The organism is Flammeovirga pacifica, assembly GCF_000807855.2.
GTDB classification, from domain to species: Bacteria; Bacteroidota; Bacteroidia; order Cytophagales; family Flammeovirgaceae; genus Flammeovirga; species Flammeovirga pacifica.
On the sequence record NZ_JRYR02000001.1, the window covers coordinates 4,407,502 to 4,426,116 of the forward strand.

General features: G+C 31.6%; 14 protein-coding genes. 7 read left to right on the forward strand and 7 right to left on the reverse strand.

All coding sequences use genetic code 11. The features are described 5' to 3' along the window. Positions 1–216: 216 nt before the first annotated feature. Complete coding sequence (locus tag NH26_RS17480; RefSeq protein ID WP_044220056.1) at positions 217–2,607, reverse strand: type IA DNA topoisomerase; 2,391 nt, start codon at positions 2,605–2,607, stop codon at positions 217–219. 312 nt (positions 2,608–2,919) lie between these two features. Between NH26_RS17480 and NH26_RS17485 the strand changes: the two genes are divergently transcribed. Then, entirely contained in the window at positions 2,920–3,729 is an 810-nt protein-coding gene (locus tag NH26_RS17485) for a hypothetical protein (protein ID WP_044220059.1), read from the forward strand. Positions 3,730–3,770: 41 nt separating this feature from the next. Here NH26_RS17485 and NH26_RS17490 read toward each other — a convergent pair whose 3' ends face one another. Next, positions 3,771–4,007, reverse strand: coding sequence for a hypothetical protein (locus tag NH26_RS17490; RefSeq protein ID WP_044220062.1), 237 nt, complete (start codon positions 4,005–4,007; stop codon positions 3,771–3,773). A 247-nt stretch (positions 4,008–4,254) separates the two neighbouring features. Here NH26_RS17490 and NH26_RS17495 point away from each other — a divergent pair, with 247 nt between their 5' ends. From NH26_RS17495 to NH26_RS17505, 3 genes are all read left to right on the forward strand, one after another. Further along, positions 4,255–4,950 (forward strand): ABC transporter ATP-binding protein, encoded by a 696-nt coding sequence (locus NH26_RS17495; RefSeq protein ID WP_044220064.1) that lies wholly within the window; start codon positions 4,255–4,257, stop codon positions 4,948–4,950. A 52-nt stretch (positions 4,951–5,002) separates the two neighbouring features. Then, positions 5,003–7,384, forward strand: coding sequence for an ABC transporter permease (locus NH26_RS17500; RefSeq protein ID WP_139263149.1), 2,382 nt, complete (start codon positions 5,003–5,005; stop codon positions 7,382–7,384). A 122-nt stretch (positions 7,385–7,506) separates the two neighbouring features. Further along, entirely contained in the window at positions 7,507–8,862 is a 1,356-nt protein-coding gene (locus NH26_RS17505) for a hypothetical protein (protein ID WP_044220068.1), read from the forward strand. An 83-nt stretch (positions 8,863–8,945) separates the two neighbouring features. Here the strand turns inward: NH26_RS17505 and NH26_RS17510 are convergent, their stop codons facing one another. After that, positions 8,946–10,247 (reverse strand): transglycosylase SLT domain-containing protein, encoded by a 1,302-nt coding sequence (locus NH26_RS17510; protein ID WP_044220071.1) that lies wholly within the window; start codon positions 10,245–10,247, stop codon positions 8,946–8,948. A gap of 180 nt (positions 10,248–10,427) precedes the next feature. Continuing rightward, complete coding sequence (locus tag NH26_RS17515; protein ID WP_052431853.1) at positions 10,428–13,379, reverse strand: M16 family metallopeptidase; 2,952 nt, start codon at positions 13,377–13,379, stop codon at positions 10,428–10,430. A gap of 309 nt (positions 13,380–13,688) precedes the next feature. Here NH26_RS17515 and NH26_RS17520 point away from each other — a divergent pair, with 309 nt between their 5' ends. From NH26_RS17520 to NH26_RS17530, 3 genes are all read left to right on the forward strand, one after another. Then, the gene (locus tag NH26_RS17520; RefSeq protein ID WP_044220073.1) at positions 13,689–14,243 is read left to right on the forward strand and encodes a chromate transporter; all 555 of its coding nucleotides are present in this window, start codon (positions 13,689–13,691) and stop codon (positions 14,241–14,243) included. Continuing rightward, positions 14,243–14,836, forward strand: coding sequence for a chromate transporter (locus NH26_RS17525; RefSeq protein WP_044220076.1), 594 nt, complete (start codon positions 14,243–14,245; stop codon positions 14,834–14,836). Before NH26_RS17520 ends, NH26_RS17525 begins: the two co-directional genes overlap by 1 nt. Before the next feature lie 73 nt (positions 14,837–14,909). Beyond that, the gene (locus NH26_RS17530; RefSeq protein WP_044220327.1) at positions 14,910–15,617 is read left to right on the forward strand and encodes a class I SAM-dependent methyltransferase; all 708 of its coding nucleotides are present in this window, start codon (positions 14,910–14,912) and stop codon (positions 15,615–15,617) included. A 448-nt stretch (positions 15,618–16,065) separates the two neighbouring features. Here NH26_RS17530 and NH26_RS17535 read toward each other — a convergent pair whose 3' ends face one another. From NH26_RS17535 to NH26_RS17545, 3 genes are all read right to left on the reverse strand, one after another. Further along, positions 16,066–16,638: an outer membrane beta-barrel protein gene (locus tag NH26_RS17535; protein ID WP_158021959.1), complete on the reverse strand. Its 573-nt coding sequence runs from the start codon at positions 16,636–16,638 to the stop codon at positions 16,066–16,068. A gap of 103 nt (positions 16,639–16,741) precedes the next feature. Continuing rightward, positions 16,742–17,485 (reverse strand): LytR/AlgR family response regulator transcription factor, encoded by a 744-nt coding sequence (locus NH26_RS17540; RefSeq protein WP_044220078.1) that lies wholly within the window; start codon positions 17,483–17,485, stop codon positions 16,742–16,744. Continuing rightward, on the reverse strand, positions 17,466–18,512 hold the full coding sequence (locus tag NH26_RS17545) for a sensor histidine kinase (protein WP_052431856.1): 1,047 nt from the start codon (positions 18,510–18,512) through the stop codon (positions 17,466–17,468). Before NH26_RS17545 ends, NH26_RS17540 begins: the two co-directional genes overlap by 20 nt. Positions 18,513–18,615 lie beyond the last annotated feature (103 nt).

The following is an 18,615-nucleotide window of genomic DNA, read 5'->3' on the forward strand; positions in this document are numbered from 1 at the left end:
AGAAAAAGGATTAAATCAAGTTGATTTTGTATTCTTTGTCTCTGATTTCATTACAATTGTAGACTAAGGCGTTAAGAAAACCAAACATGAGGTTAAAAAAAGACCCTGTTTTGGTAAATATTTTTAATATTTTCAAAAAACAGGGTCTTTTTTTATGGAAGTTTTAACGAAAAACACACTAATTAAAACTTATTAGATTAAAAATTTAACCTACTATTAGTTATTTATTATCGAAATTGAGAAGTCAGGGTTCAATTTTAACCTACCTTCGGAATTTTTGTCATTTTCGAGCTGAAATCCCTTGATTTTTGAGGTAATTCCTTTAGAAGTGAGTTGTTTTAGCTGACTTTTAGTGATTTTTTTACCGAAATTGATGAAAGGGACCTTAAAATCGCACCCATTCTTCCAATTTTCACACCCAAAAGCTGTTTTGCCCTCAATAATTTGACCTTTGCTACACTTTGGACAGATTAAAGGTGCTTCTTGAACCTCATTGAACTGTAATTTATACTGATCGTTAAGGGTAAGGACTCCATTTTTTGATGTCTTGTTAATTTTAAAGCCTTTAATTTCCGGAGTTCTACCTTTTATGATGAGAGACTCAATTTGCTTTTCGGTTAGTTTTTTACCCTCAAATTCAAATTTTATAACAAAATCACAAGATTTGTCCTTATATCCTGTGCATCCGTAGGCGCTTTTACCTTTTATTACTTCTTTTCTTTTACACTTAGGGCAAGTTAATTCCTTTTTACTTGTTGCAGTATTTTTATTTGTAACGGCCTTTTTGATTTTAAGACTTTCAGTTGGTGTCTGAATCTTAAAATTGGTTCTCAATTGTTTTACATTTAAAACTACCTCTCCAACCATTGTTTTAATTTCATGCATGAAATTTTCAACTTGGTAGGTGCCGTCTTCAATTTGCCTTAATTTTTTCTCCCAGATACCAGTTAATTCAGCAGATTTTAATAGATCATTTTGAATAGTGCCAATTAAATCTAGACCTGCTTGGGTAGGAATTAGGTTCTTTCTTTGACGTTCAATATACTTTCTTCTAAATAACGTTTCAATAATATTGGCCCTTGTAGAAGGACGCCCAATACCATTTTCTTTCATGGCTTTGCGAAGTTCATCATCATCAACACTTTTACCTGCTGTTTCCATTGCTCTTAAAAGTGTGGCTTCGGTATAGAGTTTAGGAGGTTTAGTTTCCTTCATTTGGATTTCAGGTTGATGTTCTCCTGATTCGCCTTCCGTGAAGTTTGGAAGGCTTTGTTCTTCTTCTTCTCCTTTTTTCTTTTTCTTCTTTTTTTCTTCCTCTTCTTCTTTTTTATAAATGATTCGCCAACCTAAATCAAGAATTTCTTTACCACTTGCTTTAAATTCTACTTTTTCAACATTTCCTCTCACTTCCGTTTTGGCTACCTTACAATCTGGATAGAATGCAGCAATAAACCTTAAAGCCACTAAGTCATAAACAGCAGCTTCATTCTGATTCATATTACCAGCTCTTATTTTTGTAGGAATAATAGCATGGTGATCTGTTACTTTTTGATCATTAAATACTTTTTTAGTTTTTCTAAAAGGTTTAGATAATAAAGGAGTGGTTTCATTTTGGAACTTAACTAAAGCCCTCATTGTAGGTCCTATTTCACCATACATATTATTAGGTAGGTAAGAAGTATCTACTCTTGGGTAAGTCAATAATTTTTTTTCATATAAGCTTTGAGCAATTTTTAATGTTTGCTCAGCAGAAAAATTGAATTTTTTATTGCATTCTACTTGTAGTGAAGTTAAATCAAATAAATAGGGGGGAGCTTCTGTACCTTCTTTTCTTTGGGTAGATGTTATTACAAATGGTTTACCTTTTACATAAGCTAAAGCCTTATCTACTCTTTCTTGTTCTGTAAAACGTCCTTTTGTATACGAAAAGATTACGTTTCGATATTTAGTTTTTAACTCCCAGTATTTTTCTTTCTTAAAATTCTGAATTTCTAAAAAACGATCAGTAATTAAAGCAAGTGTTGGAGTTTGTACTCTACCTATAGATAGTAATTGTTTGTATCCTCCAAATTTGATGGTGTATAATCTTGTAGCATTAATTCCTAAAAGCCAATCACCGATAGCTCTAGCACTACCTGCCTTATATAATAGGTCAAAGTCTTTTTCTTCCTGAAGTTTATTGAATCCTTTTTTAATAGCTTCTTCTGTAAGTGAAGAAATCCATAAACGTTTAACTGGTACTTTACATTTTGCTTGATGTAGTACCCAACGCTGAATGAGTTCACCTTCTTGTCCCGCATCACCACAGTTGATAACTTCAGTAGCTTTTTGAACTAAAGTTTCTATTACTTTAAACTGTTTTTTTGATCCATCATTTTCGATGAGTTTAATAGCAAATTTTTGAGGAACTATAGGTAAGGTGATTAGGTCCCATCTTTTTAATGTGGAATCATAATCATGAGGCTCTTTTAATGTACATAAATGACCAAAGGTCCATGTAATTTGATACCCATTTCCTTCGAAGTAACCATTCTTTTTCTGATTTGCTCCCAATACTTTTGCCAAGTCTCTTGCTACACTTGGTTTCTCTGCTATACAAACTTTCATACAATTTCTTTTAGGATGGTTAAATTTCTAAAAAAAATGAATTAAACATAAACCTATCTGCAATTATTATAGTAGGTATTACAATATCTTTTGAATAACTTTTTTGTATTAACATTTATAAATATAATAATCAATCGATCGAATAAACTTTATATTGTTTACATCGTTATAAAAATTGTAATAGATATTAAAAGATTATCGAATTAATATAAAATGATAAATATATTTATTTGGTATCTCTACTTATTCAAGTAATTTTAATATCATTATAGAACTTAATCATTTGCTATATTAAAAATCAATCTATACAAAATGAAAAATTTTAAAATTCTATTGACGAGTGTTTTGGTAATGCTTTCTACTTTATTATTTGCTCAAAATGAAGAAAAGGAAATAGAGAAAACTATTCGAAATGTAATTGAAAATACTCAGGTGAAGCAGGGAAGTATGGATAAAGTGAATTTAATCTTTGATACTTTCAGAACAGATGCGATTATTAATGTTACTCAAATTTATGTTGATGGTAGCAGAAAACATAAGGTATTAAGAACAAGTGAGTATAAAGCAACCTATGTTAGTCAATTCCAAGAAAGTTTGGAGAGAACTTCTAAATTGAAAATACATGAGATTAGAGTCCAAGGTAATGTTGGTGTCGCTATTTTCTCATTAAACTATAATTTGTTGTCAAAAACTAATGATAAAGTAGTTTCTAGAGGTTACGAATCTATGGTGGCTACCTTCGTTAAGAATAATAACTCATGGAAGGTATTAGAGTTAAATATCACAGATATTGAAGAAGAGCAGTTTCAAGGAAAATGTTCTTGTGAATTGTATAAAAACCCAAATACAGGGCAAGTGATTGCTAAAGTAGCTGCCCCTAAGGGAGATCGTTTCGAGAATGATTTAAATAATATCTATAAGCGTAAAAAAGGTGGAATCACTTACTTTATGGTACAAGGTGTTGTATTTGAGTGGGCTGATATGACTACTATCTGGACAGTAGATTCTGCTATGAAAAGGATTGACTCTTTAGGTAAAGCAAAGTCTGACGACGATGCAGTAATGCTTATCTTAAAGCATATTTATAAGAATGAATGTTCTGAAATTATGCTAAATAGATAAACCTCCTTAAGGAGGTTTGATAAAAAGGAGTATAGTTAAATCTATGCTCCTTTTTTGTTTGGATTTGGAACAAAAAGGTGATCAGATAAAATATAACTAATCTCTAGTTTTTGTAATTGATTGGTGATGTCAAAATATGTTTTATTAAAATCTTGATAGCTTTTAGCAAAGAACTCAATTTCATAGTGTGGTCTATAATCAATCACTCGAAAGTTATATCTTTCAATGATGTGATAGACTTGTTTTTTATTTTCAATAAGTAGCTTAAAGGTTAACATAATAATGGGTAGAATGAGTTAATAATTGCGATCGTTTATAAGGATAAGAAAGTTTTTTCAATATTCGTTCATTTATCTAAGAAGAATAAAATAGAATAATAGTATTGTACAGAAATTTTTCTGGACATTCAGTTCGTTAATGAACACTCTTTATGTCATTGAAAAACATGTAACTAACTGTTTTTGATGGAGTGTTCATATTTTGAATGATTGTTGTTAGTACAACTGGTAACTTTTAATTTTTTTTATGAACGCACCTCTAATTCAGTTACTCAATATTAATAAAGCCTATAAAAATGTAGACGATGATACACAGGCTCTTCATCATGTAACAATGAATATACATGAAGGAGAATTTGTATGTATTATGGGACCTTCAGGCTGTGGTAAATCTACTTTACTAAATATTGCAGGATTATTAGATCTTCCTACTGAAGGGGAGGTACTTTTTAAAGGAGAAAATGTTGTTAAAATTTCATCAAGAAAAAGAGCTCAACTAAGAAGAGATTATGTAGGTTTTGTTTTTCAGAGTTTTAATTTGATCGACGACCTTACTGTGTATGAAAATATCGAGCTTCCTTTAATCTATCAACAAATTCCTCCTAACGAAAGAAAATTAAGAGTTGAGAAAATAATGGATCAACTTCAGATTTCTCATAAAAAAAGAGTTTTTCCAAATCAAATATCAGGAGGATTACAACAAAGGGTAGCCGTTGCAAGGGCTTTAGTGTCCAATCCTCAATTAATTCTAGCCGATGAACCTACGGGTAATTTGGACTCAGAAAGAGGAAGAGAAGTGATGGAATTGCTACAAATGTTAAACGAGATGGGAACTACTATATTAATGGTTACCCATTCGACTGCAGCGTCAGACTATGCAAGTAGAGTAGTGCATTTATTTGATGGGCAAATTGTAACTGAAAACTTACACAAAGGGCGTTAATTTGTTAAGAAACTATATACTCATAGGCATAAGAAACCTCCAAAAACATGGAGTGTATTCAGGAATCAACATTGTCGGAATGTCAATGGGTATTGCTTTTTTTACCCTATTGGTATTGGTGGTCCAATACGAATTGTCTTATGATGCGTTTCATCAATCAGCAGATAGAACGTATAGAGTAGTTGAAATTATCGATACACAAGATATTGGAGAACGTTCTGCAAGTGTTCCTATTGGATTAGGACCTACACTCAAAACCCTTTATCCCAATTATATAGATCAATCTGTACGTTTTTTTAATCACCAAGCATATTCTCATGTAATATCTATTTCGGATAAAAAGTATAACGAAAACCATTTATACTTTACCGATGATGACTTCTTTAAGGTATTTAATTTCCCATTAATGGAAGGGGACAAAGAAACGGCTTTGTCAGAGCCAGGTGCTGTAGTCATCACAAAAGAATTAGCAAAAAAGTATTTTGGAGAAAAGTCTGCTTTAGGAAAAAAAATTCTGTATGAGAAAAAACATTACCTTAAAGTTACCGGTGTAATTGATAAAGATAATTGCCCATCTCATTTAGATTTTGAGATATTGGTTTCTTTTTCAACATTATTAATAACCAATAGAGAATTATTTTATAAAGAGGATTGGGTATGGAACCCTTGTTGGACCTATATTACTTTAAAAGAAGATGTACAACCGGAGGAATTAGAAGCAGATTTTGAAATCTTACTTCAAGACCCAACTAAGTTTCCTGAATACCTTAGAGATTATGTAGAGCTATATCTTCAGCCAATTCAAGAAATTCATTTGTATTCTGATCTTGATTTTGAGATGTCTCCTAATGGAGATTATATGTATATCTACATCTTTAGTGCAATTGCAATAATGGTTCTGCTTATTGCCGCCATTAACTTTATGAATTTATCTTCGGTGAGGTACTCAACAAGGGTGAGAGAAGTTGGAATACGTAAAGCAATAGGGGCAAATCAAACTGAATTGATTAATCAATTTATTGTAGAGGCTTCAATTCTGAGTATTTTATCAATGTTTGGGGCCATCGTTTTTTTAGAACTACTTTTTACATTTGTCCAAGATTTTCTAAGTAATTCAGGTTTTGTTTTAAGAGATGCCGATCCTCAAAATTTATTTCTTTTGGTGGGATTAAGCGGGTTATTCGTGGGGGCATTATCTAGTTTTTATCCATTATTTTATTTATCAGGCTTTAAACCATTAGAAGGTTTACACGATACCTCTCCAAAAGGTTATCAACAAAAAAGATTCAGAAAATGGAGTGTTATCACTCAGTTTATTATCTCTATGTTTTTGCTTTTTAGCACTTATGTGGCAAAAAGGCAATTGGACTTCATGAAAGACTCTGACATAGGTTTTAAACCCGAAAATATTGTGATGATCCCTATGGGAGAAGTTCGTTTCCAAAGTAATAATTTCGAAAGATTAAAAGATAAATTTGCTTCATTACCTAATGTTGAGTCTGTAACAGGTATGGATGAAGTACTTGGAGTTTGGGTGCAAAATTATCCTTACACTTTCATTAAGAATGATAAAAAGCTCCCTTCAGCATTTTTTGCAAGTATTGTTACCTATCCCGAAGTTTTTAATGTTTTTGACTTTCAAGTATTAGCTCAAAATCAAAGAAATGCCAATGATATACCCTCTCGAGAAATATGGGTAAATGAAAAATTTATTCATTTCATGGGATTTGAAACACCTGAAGAAGCTTTAGACCTAAAAGTATATACGTATTATGGTTATCAAAAAATCTCTGGTGTACTAAAAGATTTTCATTATGAACCCATCCATAAACCAATTGAGCCTTTTATTATTGATGTAAATAATAAATATCGATTACTAAATTCATTTTCTAATAAGTTTTTAGCTTTAAAAATTAAGAAAGGAAGTAACTGGAACATACTCGAAAAGCAATTAGAATTAAAATGGACTCAGGTGGTGGAATACCGAATTATGGACACATTCTTCTTAAAAGATAAAATTGAAGATACTTTTAAGAAGGAGGAACAACTAGCTAAGGTTTCCCTCATTTTTTCAATCATTGGGGTGATCATCGCTAATATGGGGTTATTTGGACTCTCTTCTTTTATTACTGTTAGAAAAAATAAAGAGATAGCGATTAGAAAGGCATTAGGTATGGAGAATTTTCAAGCTATGATATTTGTCTCCAAAGAGTTTTTTGTATTGGTTGGTTCAGCATGTTTAGTTGCTTGGCCTACTGCTTACTTAGCCATGAAACTTTGGTTAGATAATTTCCCTAAAGCTGTAAATATTGATATTGGAGCCTATATATTTTCTGGTGGATTAACTTTGCTAATGACTATGCTAACAGTTAGTTATCATGTAGTTAAAACAGGTATTAAAAATCCAGTAGAAGATTTAAAAGCAGGAGTCTAGTGATTTAAATGTTTTATTATCAGTTTATAAAGGTGATATAGTATTATAGTGATTTTTGGATAAGACTGATTGAATTTATTTATTACATTTGTAGTAATACTGAGACTCATTCCCCCTTATAAGTGAAAGATATTAATTTACCTACTTTTCTAAGCGATCATCAATTTGTTAGCAAAAACCAATTTAATGCTATTAAATCCGATCTTATAGCGACGATAGATTCTACCGAAAGTTTGAATGATCAATCTAATGGAGTTATGTTTTATTTGACACATCTAGACCGCTATGAGGAAGAGAATAATTTGATAGACCTCATCTATAAATATGTGTCAATTACAGGCTATGAAATGCCAGATAAAGGTATTCATATGCATAGAGACCTATCCATTCAACATCTGAGGTTATTAGAAAATGTGGGAGAAGATAGTATAAACAATGCTTTTACTTCTAGGCAAATAGAGCCTTTAGACGAGACATCTTACTATCTACGAGTTCTCGCACCACTAATGCTTTGTGAGGAAATAAAAGATTGGGAGGTATATAAATGGGTTGCCCTAGAAATTGTGAACTTTTCATTAGAAAATGGAATTAATGAAATCACTCCCTATGGATGCTTGGGTTTAGCAAGGTACATGATGACCAAATATGAAGACATGCACCTAGCTAATGATTATGCAAAATACGCTTTAACTGAAATAGAGAAAAGTAACAATAAATTACTAATCAATGCTTTTTATTCTGACTATGCCTTCATCATATTACCATGGTTGAAAGAGATTTCAGAGTGTACTCAATTGATAGAAGATAAATATCAATTAATTCGTGAGAGTGAAGATGCTTATTTAAAAGGGAAAAACATCAAAAGGTATTATCAGATGATGTTGTTTTCTGGAATGAATAAGGAAGAAGCCTTAGCTGTTTCACAAGGTCGATTATCTGTAGAAAGCTTTGATCAAAAGCCGGAAATTTCCGCTATTCTAGAGATGTATCAGTTATCAAAAATGACGCAAAGAGTAAATCTTGAAAAAGTCATTATGCTAATTGATAAAAGCCCTGAATTGTACGAAGGCAATTTATTACACCCATCCTTGCTTGTAATGAAAGCTGTCCATATCAATAATCAGAAGATAAATGACGAGGGCGGATTAAGAAAAGTATTTGATCGATTTAAATATTGGGCAGGTTATTCTCCCAATCTCTTTGATGTCTTAAAACATTTTGTAGAAGCAGAATGGAGATTACAGAGAAATGAAATAGAGAAGTCAAAATCACTTTACAAGCAGGCATTAGATTTATCTTCATCAAATAAAAGTGATTTAAACTGCTTAATTGCATTAAGAAGATTAGCTGTATTTTCAGATTTGCATATAGATAAAAATGATCTTAAAGTTTTCTACAACGAAGCTTTAAGTATTTATCAAGAATTTGGTGATCAAAAGGCGATAGAGTCCTTTTTAAAACGCTTTCCTTCTATTTGATAAATAATGTATCATATAAAATAATAAAAGGTTGTCTTATTACTAAATAAGACAACCTTTTACTTTTAAAGAGAATTTATCTATTAATTAAAGTAGATTTTATCACCTACTTTTAACTCACCCTCTTTTTTGATATTATTCAATTTTTTCAATGATTTTAAAGAGATGCCATATTTAATGGCAATATAGGTAAGTGTTTCCTTTTCTCTCATTATATGATAAGATTCAGGAATTGTCTCTGGAAGTGAAGCGATATAGTAATGAGAATCTTTGATGAAAACATCTTTCTTACCCTCATAATTGTATTTTCTCAATTTTCCTTTAGAAATACCTATAGCTTTTGATAATTCTTCCTGAGTCATGTCCTCATGAAGTATAACAGCTTTTACTCCATTAACTAAAGCTAATTCAAACTTCTCTCCTTCAAGACCTTCTTCGATAGGTAACACAAACGGATACTCGTCTTGAATTGAGTCGCTATAGAATTTAAATATTTCTTTTCTAGCTCTCGTTTTTCTTGGTTTTGCATACGGAGTTAAACTTGCTACAATTTGGTTGATTTCATCGGGTTTAGTTTCAATCATCACAGAGTAAACTTTATCCTCTGGAATATAATTACTGTATAACCAAGTATTATTTTTAGCTAAGATATCCATTGATTGCCCAGTGAATTTAGCCACTTCTTTCAAAGTATAGCCATTTGTTGGGAATTCTATCATTACAATATGTCCATCATCTTGACCAACTTTATCTTTAAAAGCAAAGTAATGTGCTAAATAATGTAGCAAATAAGGATGTGTGTTCTCGTTAATTGTAACGTGATTGTAATAGTTTAAGCGATTTTTTTTGATATAACTTTTAGAACCTCCCAAACCATCGTGATAGGAAATCATTGCATAAAACCAATTTCCCAAATAATAGTAATTTTTTGATAGGTAATCTGCCGCACCAATACTTGCTGAAACCACATTTTTACGTTCATCAATAGATCTATTGATTCTCATACCTCTTTCCTCGGCAGTAAAATCTTTGAACTGCCAAAAGCCAACTGCAGGAGGAGTGGCATTAGATACAGCATTACCGTCTAATAAAGATTCTTGTAATGCTAAATATTTGAAGTCGCCAGGTACACCTCTAGCTAATAACTCTCTTTCTATGTAAGGGAAATATGAGTTACATCTTTCTAACAATTCGTTATAGTGCTTTTCTGATCTTGTAAGACTGTTGTACTTAACCATTATCTTCTGCATTCCACCTTTGGTAATCACTACTTTTGATCCTAGTAATTCAAATTGAGTAGGTAGGTTAGCTTCGGTTTTTTCAGGTGAAGCAAAGGAAAACAGAGGAAGAATAATGAGTAGTAAAGAAATAAATCTTGTGTTCATATATCTTTTGAAAGATTAATTTATGATCGTAAAAAAAAATAATATTCCCTCTTCAATTCAAAAAATGTAAGGAAATGAATAGGGATTCATACTAATATAAACAATATTCCGTATTAAATAGCAAAAAGCCAAGCCCTTGTAAGAGCTTGGCTTCTATTTAGTAAAAAAAGGGAGAAATGTCTATTTATTCAATTGTCTTGGTTCATTATCAAAACCAAATAGATCATTTAAAGATAGCTCCTTTAATTCACCGTAAGTTTTTAAAGTTTCCATATCTAATTTGTCTTTATCACCTACAACACAAATGTTGTAATTTTTTCCTTTGATAAAGTCTTGATGGAATTTCATTATATCATCAATAGTCATATTTTTTACAGCATCATAAACATCTTTTCTAATGTCATGATCGTTTCCTTTTTTCAAGGCAGCTTCATAATTAAATAGCACACTACCTTTCGTGATTCTTTCACTTTCCAGCTTACTCAATACTGCTTTTTTAGCGGCATCAAACGATTGCTCATTTTTTGGAGGATTGTCTAAAAGTTTCATCATTCCTGCCATAGCTTCTTTCAGCTTATCCGATTGTGTGCCAATGTAAGCTAAAGTATAATCATGTTTCTTTTGTTCAGAAGCAACACCATATTTACTAAATACAGAATAAGCAAGACCTTGTGCTTCTCTCATTTCTTGGAAGACAATGGCATTCATGCTTCCACCGAAATATTCATTGAATAATGTAGCTGCAGCAATTTTTTGAGGATTATAGACATCACCTTTTGCTAAAAAGATTACCTCAGCTTGTACCATGTCATAATGAGCCCAATAAACTTGAGGTTTTTCTATATCATTAATAAAGAAATCTTTTTGAGTAGGTACTGCTTGTAATTTTTTAGGAACAACATGTTCTTTATTTAAAGTAGCAACAACTGATTTTAAAGTTTCAGGACCATAATATAAGATATGATGTTTCATTTTAGTTAACTGATGAATTTTGTTGACTAATTCTTCAGATGTCATCTGATCTAACTCTTTGTTCGAAAGACCATTTGTAACAGGGTTGTCAGAACCATAAAGGCCATAATTCATTAAACCAGTAAATAGAATAGCTCCTTTGTTTTTCATCATATCCTCTCTACTTTTCTTTTCGTTGGCTATCATATTTTTTAAAGCATTTTCATCTGCTTTAGCATTATTGATAAGATCTTCGAAAAGACGGATAGAAGGCACCATATTTTCAGATAAACCACTTAAAGAAACATATACCTGATCTGATGATGAACTAACACTATAGCTTGCTCCTAACTTATAAAACTCTTGCTTTATTTGAGCTGAAGACATTTTATCTGTTCCAAGGAATTCAAGATATTGTACAGCCTCACTCAAAGTAGGGTCAGTATCTTTACCTACTGGAATAATATAATACAAGTTGAATAAATCATTTTCTTCATTTTGCTTGTATCTAACTAATACTTTACGTTTTAATTTTCCTTCTTGGATATCTTTTTCATAATCTAAGAATAGAGGCGTTAATTTCGAAGGTTTTTGAGCAGCGATGTTATCAAAGAATTTTGAACTTTTTCCTCTATTTAACTCCACTTTTGTAATCGATGGCTTTTCAACTTTTATCTTATTAGGGTCTTCACCAACACGTTTGTAGACTACCACATAGTTATCGTTATAGTGCTCATTCGCAAACTTCACAATTTCTTCTTTTGTGATTGATTTCATCACATCTATATCATCAATGTAGTTTTCCCATTTGATATCTCTTGTGAAAGCTTGTACATAAGCATCAGCTCTTGCACTGTTACTTTCTAGCTTCTTGATCTCAGACTTTTTAAAATCATTGACAATAGCTTCTAATAACCAATCTTCGAACTCTCCTTTTTTCAGCTTCTCCATTTCAGCCAATAACAAGTCTTTTGCTTCTTCAAGCGATTGATCTTGTCTTGGGATAGCATATAATGTGTGAACAGTATAATCATTGAATGGATAAACAAAACTAGAAGCATTGACTACTTTCTGTGTTTGATTTAAATCTAAGTCAATAAGACCTGCAGCACTATTGGCTAAGATCATATCACATAGTTGTTCTTTAAGTAGATCTCTAGAGTCTGATGCTAAACCAGGCATTCTGTAGCCTAAGAATACCATACCTGTAGAAGGGCCAAATACTTCTTTTTCGATAGGTGAAGTAATGGCTTTTTCTTCTTGATAAGTGAATTCTGGAATATCACCAGGTTTCCAATCACCAAAATACTTTTTAATTAAAGCTATAGTTTTATCGGGATCAAGATCACCACTTAAACAAATAGCAACGTTATTTGGTCTGTAGTAAGTATTAAAGTACTTCTTAATCTCTGTGATAGAAGGATTCTTTAAATGATCGATTGTTCCGATTACTGTTTGTGTTCCATAAGGATGATTTGGAAACATCGAAGCAAACATTGCATTAAAGACCTTTCTTTGATCATTATCTAAAGCTCTATTTTTTTCCTCGTAAACGGCTTCAAGTTCTGTATGGAAAAGACGAGGAGTGATTTCTCTAAAACGATCTCCTTCGATTTCTAACCATCTTTCTAATTCATTGGCTGGGATATCATTCACATATACCGTTCTATCATTAGAAGTATAAGCGTTTGTACCTTTAGCTCCAATCATGCCGATCATTCTATCGTACTCGTTGGCAATAGAATAATGAGATGCTTCATTAGAAACAGAATCAATTTTCTTGTAATAAGCCGTTCTTTCTTCGGGATCTGTTAAAGTTCTATTGTGTTCGAACATTTGTTCGATACTATCAAGATATACTTTTTCCTTCTCCCAATCTAAAGTACCAAAGTGAGAAGTACCTTTAAACATAATATGTTCTAGGTAATGGGCAAGACCCGTAGCATCAGCTGGATCATTTTTACCACCAGCCTTAACAGCAATGTATGTTTGAATTCTTGGAGCATCTTTGTATTCAGAAAGATATACTTTCAGCCCATTTTCAAGCGTATAAATTCTAGTTTTGAGAGGGTCATTGGGAACCGTTTTATACTCTTGTGTTTTTTCTTGTGCTAAAGTAGAATTACCTAGCAACAAAGCACCTGACATCAGTACAGATGCTAGAATTGATTTGTAAGTCATAATGAAAGATTAGTATAATTTTATTTCAATAAATGAGTGATTTGTTCACTATGTAATTTGACACTTTATATTTTTGGTTATTAGTGAACATTTTATGTATTCTATTAGCAAATTAGTAAATTATATTTTTGAAAAAAGGATATTATAGGGAATGATTTAATTAATATCCTTACAATTCCTGTTTTTAAGGAAATTAACATTCTGTAAGTGTTTTTCACTTATTGTTTCTAAAGCGATTCACTTTCTAATGAATAGAAGTTGTAATATTGTTTATAATGAGGATTAATTAAATGTCTGATTACAAAACCAATGATATATTTTGAATTGTTTTTCAGCTTCTTTAAAGTTGGAATGTTCACTTTTGGAGGAGGTTACGCTATGGTACCACTTCTAGAAAAAGAGCTAATTGATAAAAAGAAATGGCTTACTAACGATGAATTGTTAGAGATCATGTCAATTGCTCAAATGACACCAGGAACCATAGCTATTAATGCGGCTACATTTGTTGGCTACAGAGAAAAAGGTTTTTTAGGAGGAATAATGACTACAATTGGCGTTATGGCTCCGTCTTATTTAGTCATTACGTTAATATACCACTTGTTCAATACATCTTTTGAACATCCAATTGCCCAAAAAGCATTTTTAGGTGCTAGGGCATGTATAGTAGCATTAATTGGACATTCTGTGTGGAAAATGTTTCAAGGTAGTGTAAAAGATAAATTCAGTTTTGGGATATTTTTAGGAGCATGTATATTGTTATTTGTCTTCCATATACATCCAATTTTATTAATTGTTTTAGGTGCAGTTACAGGTATTTTATTACTCGTTACAATGCCTTCTAAAATCAAAAAACTATTAAAATAATGGAAGCATTTTCAATAGAAGCTATCAAGGTATATTTCGATCTTTATTTCACTTTTCTCAAAATTGGATTTTTCAGTTTTGGAGGAGGGTTAGCCATGGTGCCCTTATTTGTGGTAGAATTCCAGAAGAATGGATGGATGGAGCCGGAACAATTTTATAATGTATTGTCATTAGCACAAATGACTCCGGGAGCTATTGCTGTCAACTCAGCAACTTTTGTAGGCAATGAAGCAGGAATGGCTGTAGGAGGTAGATTAGGAGCACTCATTGGAGGGTTGTTTGCAACAGCAGGCTTAGCTACTCCTTCAGTAATATGTATTGTAGCTTTGTCTGAGTTATTAAGAAAGATGAAACAAAATCAATGGAAGCAAGCTTTTTTCTTTGGAATCAAACCTGTAACCATTGCTTTAATATTTTTTGCAGGATGGAAAATAGCTGAAAGTACCTTCTTTGAGGAATCATATACAGAGGTTCACTACGGAAGTATTATCCTATTTTTGATTGTTGCAGCTCTGTTAAAAGTCTTTGATAAGAAAATTCATCCTATTGCTTTAATCGCTTGTAGTGCGATCATAGGAATCGTAATTTTTTAGAAAAATGAGTGATGTAATTTTTTACATCACTTTTTTTATATCCAATTTGTTGATAGATCAAAAACTAAAAGTGATGAATAAATCAACAACAGAAGAAATTAAAACAAGGTTTGATAATGATGTCGAACGTTTTTCTAATTTAGACACAGGACAAGTATCTACAATTGATGCTAAGATTTCATTGGAATTAATTACTGAGTCCGCAAAGCGATGGACTCCAAATGCAACCCATGTATTAGATATAGGTTGTGGTGCTGGTAACTATACTTTGATGATGCTTTCCAAAATACCTCATTTAAATTGCACTTTAGTCGATTTAAGTCAGCCGATGTTAGATAAAGCATTTGAAAGAGTTTCTAACGAGACCAACGGTGAAGTTGAAATCAAACAAGGAGACATCAGAGAGGTAGGTTTAGAAGAAGGAAAATTTGATATCATTTTAGCGGGAGCAGTATTGCATCACTTAAGAGAGGATAAAGATTGGGAAACTATGTTTTCTAAAATCTATCGTCTATTAAAGAAAGGTGGAGTTTTTATGATTTCAGATTTGATTACTCAGGAAGATCCAACATTGGACGATTATACTTGGGAGAAATATAGAGAATACTTAAGTGGAGTAGGTGGTAAAGAATATGCACAGAATGTCTTGGATTATATCGAAAAAGAAGATTCTCCAAGGTCCATCAATTACCAATTGGATTTAATGAAAAAAGTAGGATTTTCTCAAGTAGAGATTTTACACAAGAACTTATGTTTTGGAGCATTCGGCGGAAGAAAGTAAAGAATTAATATGAATAACGATTTTAAGGTGAAAAACATAAGATTATCAGCTTAATTACTAGGTATTTAATGAGAGATCTATCATTTTTGTAAATGAAATTTAATTACAACCCCAAACAGTAGATACCTAATGCAATCTAATAAGTTACTTATGTTACTCTTCGGAGTATTTTTTACTACTATGGGCGTTTCACTACATCATGTTGGGATGTCGGTTGTCACATCAATTGGACTTTGTGCGGTCGGTGTTGCAATTAAAGCCTATTGTTTTTTCCCAATGTTCGGGAAAAACTAGAATTTACAATTCACCTTAAGATTTTCGCTCTTTAGCTAGAGCACAAAAAGCATTGCCTGATTAGGGTAATGCTTTTTTTTACATAAAAAAAGGATAAAATGAGGTGGAATACCTCAAATTACCCTTTAGACTATATGTAGATTGTATTTTTTTGTTACCAGATAAAGTAGCCAACACTTAACATGTATTGATTGCTTTCAATACTACCTCCATTACTAACTATGTTAGCACCTTTTTGGTACTTTAAGTCTACCGTGAATTTTTTGTAGTCAACACCAACACCTGCTTGCCAACCCCATCCGAATTTTTCTAATTCTATATCATTACCAAAATCAGATAAATTGTCTTTAACAGTTTGTTGTGCCACAATACCACCGAAGGCTCTTGCACTAATTTCACCCAATCCTATCTTAGCACCTAGAATAATAGGAACTTCGACTCTGTTAATAATTAACTCTTGTGAAGCTTGGCTAGGATAAGATAAAGTACTTCCAGCGTTTGTATATAATCCTTCGATTTGAGCATAAATTGGTAAAACAGGAAGGTTTGCTCTCAACATAATACCACCTTCCCAAGATTGTCGAGATTGTGTACTTATGTCAGAATTACTGAGTGAGAAATCAGACATACCCATACTACCTTTTACACCAAAGTTGATGATTTTATCCTGGGCTTGAGCAGTAAATTGTAAAGTAAGGATGGTAACGATTAATAAAAGCTTTTTCATTTTGTTTGTAATTTTGATTGAAAATAAATGCATAAGAAGTCCTAGGCCTTTAGTTAAAGGCAAAAATTTTATGCAGGAAATTGAATTTAATTAAGGAGTATTTTTATTGATCAAGCCACTCCTTAAAGGCTTTCACTCGGTCTCTACTCACAATCACTTCATCGTCAGCAGTAATTTCAACTTGAAGTCTAGAGTTGAACCAAGTATTTATATTAAAAATACTCTTGATGTTTAAGATGTATTTTCTATTTACTCTAAAGAATTTTTGAGGATCTAGTTCTTCCTCTAATTGACTAATACTTTTGTCGATAGGAAACTTCGAAGATTCATTAAATAAATGAATAAATGATAGTCCCTCATCGTATTTAATGTATGAAACATCTTCACTTTGGATACTTTTATATTTATCTCCTACAGAGATTAAAAAACGGTTTTTATACGTTTTTTTAGGAGTATTGACAATATGAGTATAATCTGTAGTAAAAAAGATATTCTTATATTTTAGAAACTTTTCCATGACCCTCTTGATATCTTTCATATCATAAGGTTTAAGAATATAATCTATACTATTAAGGTGAAAAGATTTTAAAGCATACTCACTATAAGCTGTTGTGAAAATGATTGGCACATCCACATTTACTTGTTCATATATCTCAAAACAATTGCCATCTGATAGTTCAATATCTTGAAATATTAAGTCTGGTGCTTTGTTTTCTTCAAACCATTCGATACTACTTTCTACAGAATCTAAAATACCAACTACCGTAATATTAGGATCGAATTGTTGAATTAGCTCTTCCAATCTCTGAGCGGTTAAATGCTCGTCTTCAATGATTAAAATGTTCATGCCCTAATCGATTAATTATTGGTAAATAGATTTTAAAATGTCCTTCAGTATCATCAACAATTACTTCTTTTTTCGCAATCAATGAGTAACGCTGTTTGATGTTTTCTAATCCTAGTCCTGTTGAGTTTTCTATAGACTCTTTTTTATTCAATGAATTACTGACAATAATAAAACCATCCAATTCATATATACTAATCACTAAAGGCACCTTTTTAGAAAGTTTATTGTGTTTTACAGCGTTTTCTACCAGAGATTGAATACTTGTTGGTGGAATAACTGAATTTTTTAGTACTTCTTTGTCTAATATAATATCAAGCTGTATTGCATCATTAAATCGTGTTTTTAAGAGGAAGAAATAATCTTGAACAATATCTAACTCTGTACTTAACTCAATTAATGTTTGTTGATTTTGAGAAATAATGTATCTCAAAGTATTCGATAACTTTATAATAAACTCAGAAGCTAAATCAGCATCTTTATGTACCAAATTGGATAATACACTTAAGCTATTGAATAGAAAATGAGGTTCAATTTGAGCTTTCAATGCCATTAATTGTGCTACAGCATTCTCTTTCTCTAATTCTTTATTGATAATCTCTTGTTCTTTCAATTCTAAGTTCCTGTTCAAATATAAATTTGTGATATAAATGATCATATAAAAACAGGTGATTCCTATAGATAACTCGGGATTAATAAAAGAGATGTCATCCCATAGATGTGCATTATCATAGATCGCAGTATCACCAAATTCATATAAATTATTGGTAGCTACTCCAATCATGAATGCCATCAAAAGATTAATCAATATTTGATAGATAATATTGATATGTCTTATTCTATTATCAACAATATCTGTGAGGTACCAACAGACTAACCAAAAGGAAGTAAAAGTAGCTGTAAATAACGCAGCCCTCTCAGTAAAAGGAAAAAAGCCATCAAAGCTTTGATCAAACCCCTTTATGATTAATTGTATTATAAATACAATGATTAATCTTGTTCCAAACTTTTGTAGTTGAGTGTTTTTCATATCATTAAATTAAATCAACAATGCAAAAGTAGTAGAGTAATGTTTGAATAAGAATAACTTTCCTGTGAATTGTAGTAATTTCTCCTGAACTGTAAAATAAAGA

Bases quoted from the DNA above. Each gene is read 5' to 3' on its own strand.
- NH26_RS17480 (WP_044220056.1), bottom strand. From the start codon at position 2,607: ATGAAAGTTTGTATAGCAGAGAAACCAAGTGTAGCAAGAGACTTGGCA.
- NH26_RS17485 (WP_044220059.1), top strand. From the start codon at position 2,920: ATGAAAAATTTTAAAATTCTATTGACGAGTGTTTTGGTAATGCTTTCT.
- NH26_RS17490 (WP_044220062.1), bottom strand. From the start codon at position 4,007: ATGTTAACCTTTAAGCTACTTATTGAAAATAAAAAACAAGTCTATCAC.
- NH26_RS17495 (WP_044220064.1), top strand. From the start codon at position 4,255: ATGAACGCACCTCTAATTCAGTTACTCAATATTAATAAAGCCTATAAA.
- NH26_RS17510 (WP_044220071.1), bottom strand. From the start codon at position 10,247: ATGAACACAAGATTTATTTCTTTACTACTCATTATTCTTCCTCTGTTT.
- NH26_RS17515 (WP_052431853.1), bottom strand. From the start codon at position 13,379: ATGACTTACAAATCAATTCTAGCATCTGTACTGATGTCAGGTGCTTTG.
- NH26_RS17520 (WP_044220073.1), top strand. From the start codon at position 13,689: ATGATATATTTTGAATTGTTTTTCAGCTTCTTTAAAGTTGGAATGTTC.
- NH26_RS17525 (WP_044220076.1), top strand. From the start codon at position 14,243: ATGGAAGCATTTTCAATAGAAGCTATCAAGGTATATTTCGATCTTTAT.
- NH26_RS17530 (WP_044220327.1), top strand. From the start codon at position 14,910: ATGAATAAATCAACAACAGAAGAAATTAAAACAAGGTTTGATAATGAT.
- NH26_RS17535 (WP_158021959.1), bottom strand. From the start codon at position 16,638: ATGAAAAAGCTTTTATTAATCGTTACCATCCTTACTTTACAATTTACT.
- NH26_RS17540 (WP_044220078.1), bottom strand. From the start codon at position 17,485: ATGAACATTTTAATCATTGAAGACGAGCATTTAACCGCTCAGAGATTG.
- NH26_RS17545 (WP_052431856.1), bottom strand. From the start codon at position 18,512: ATGAAAAACACTCAACTACAAAAGTTTGGAACAAGATTAATCATTGTA.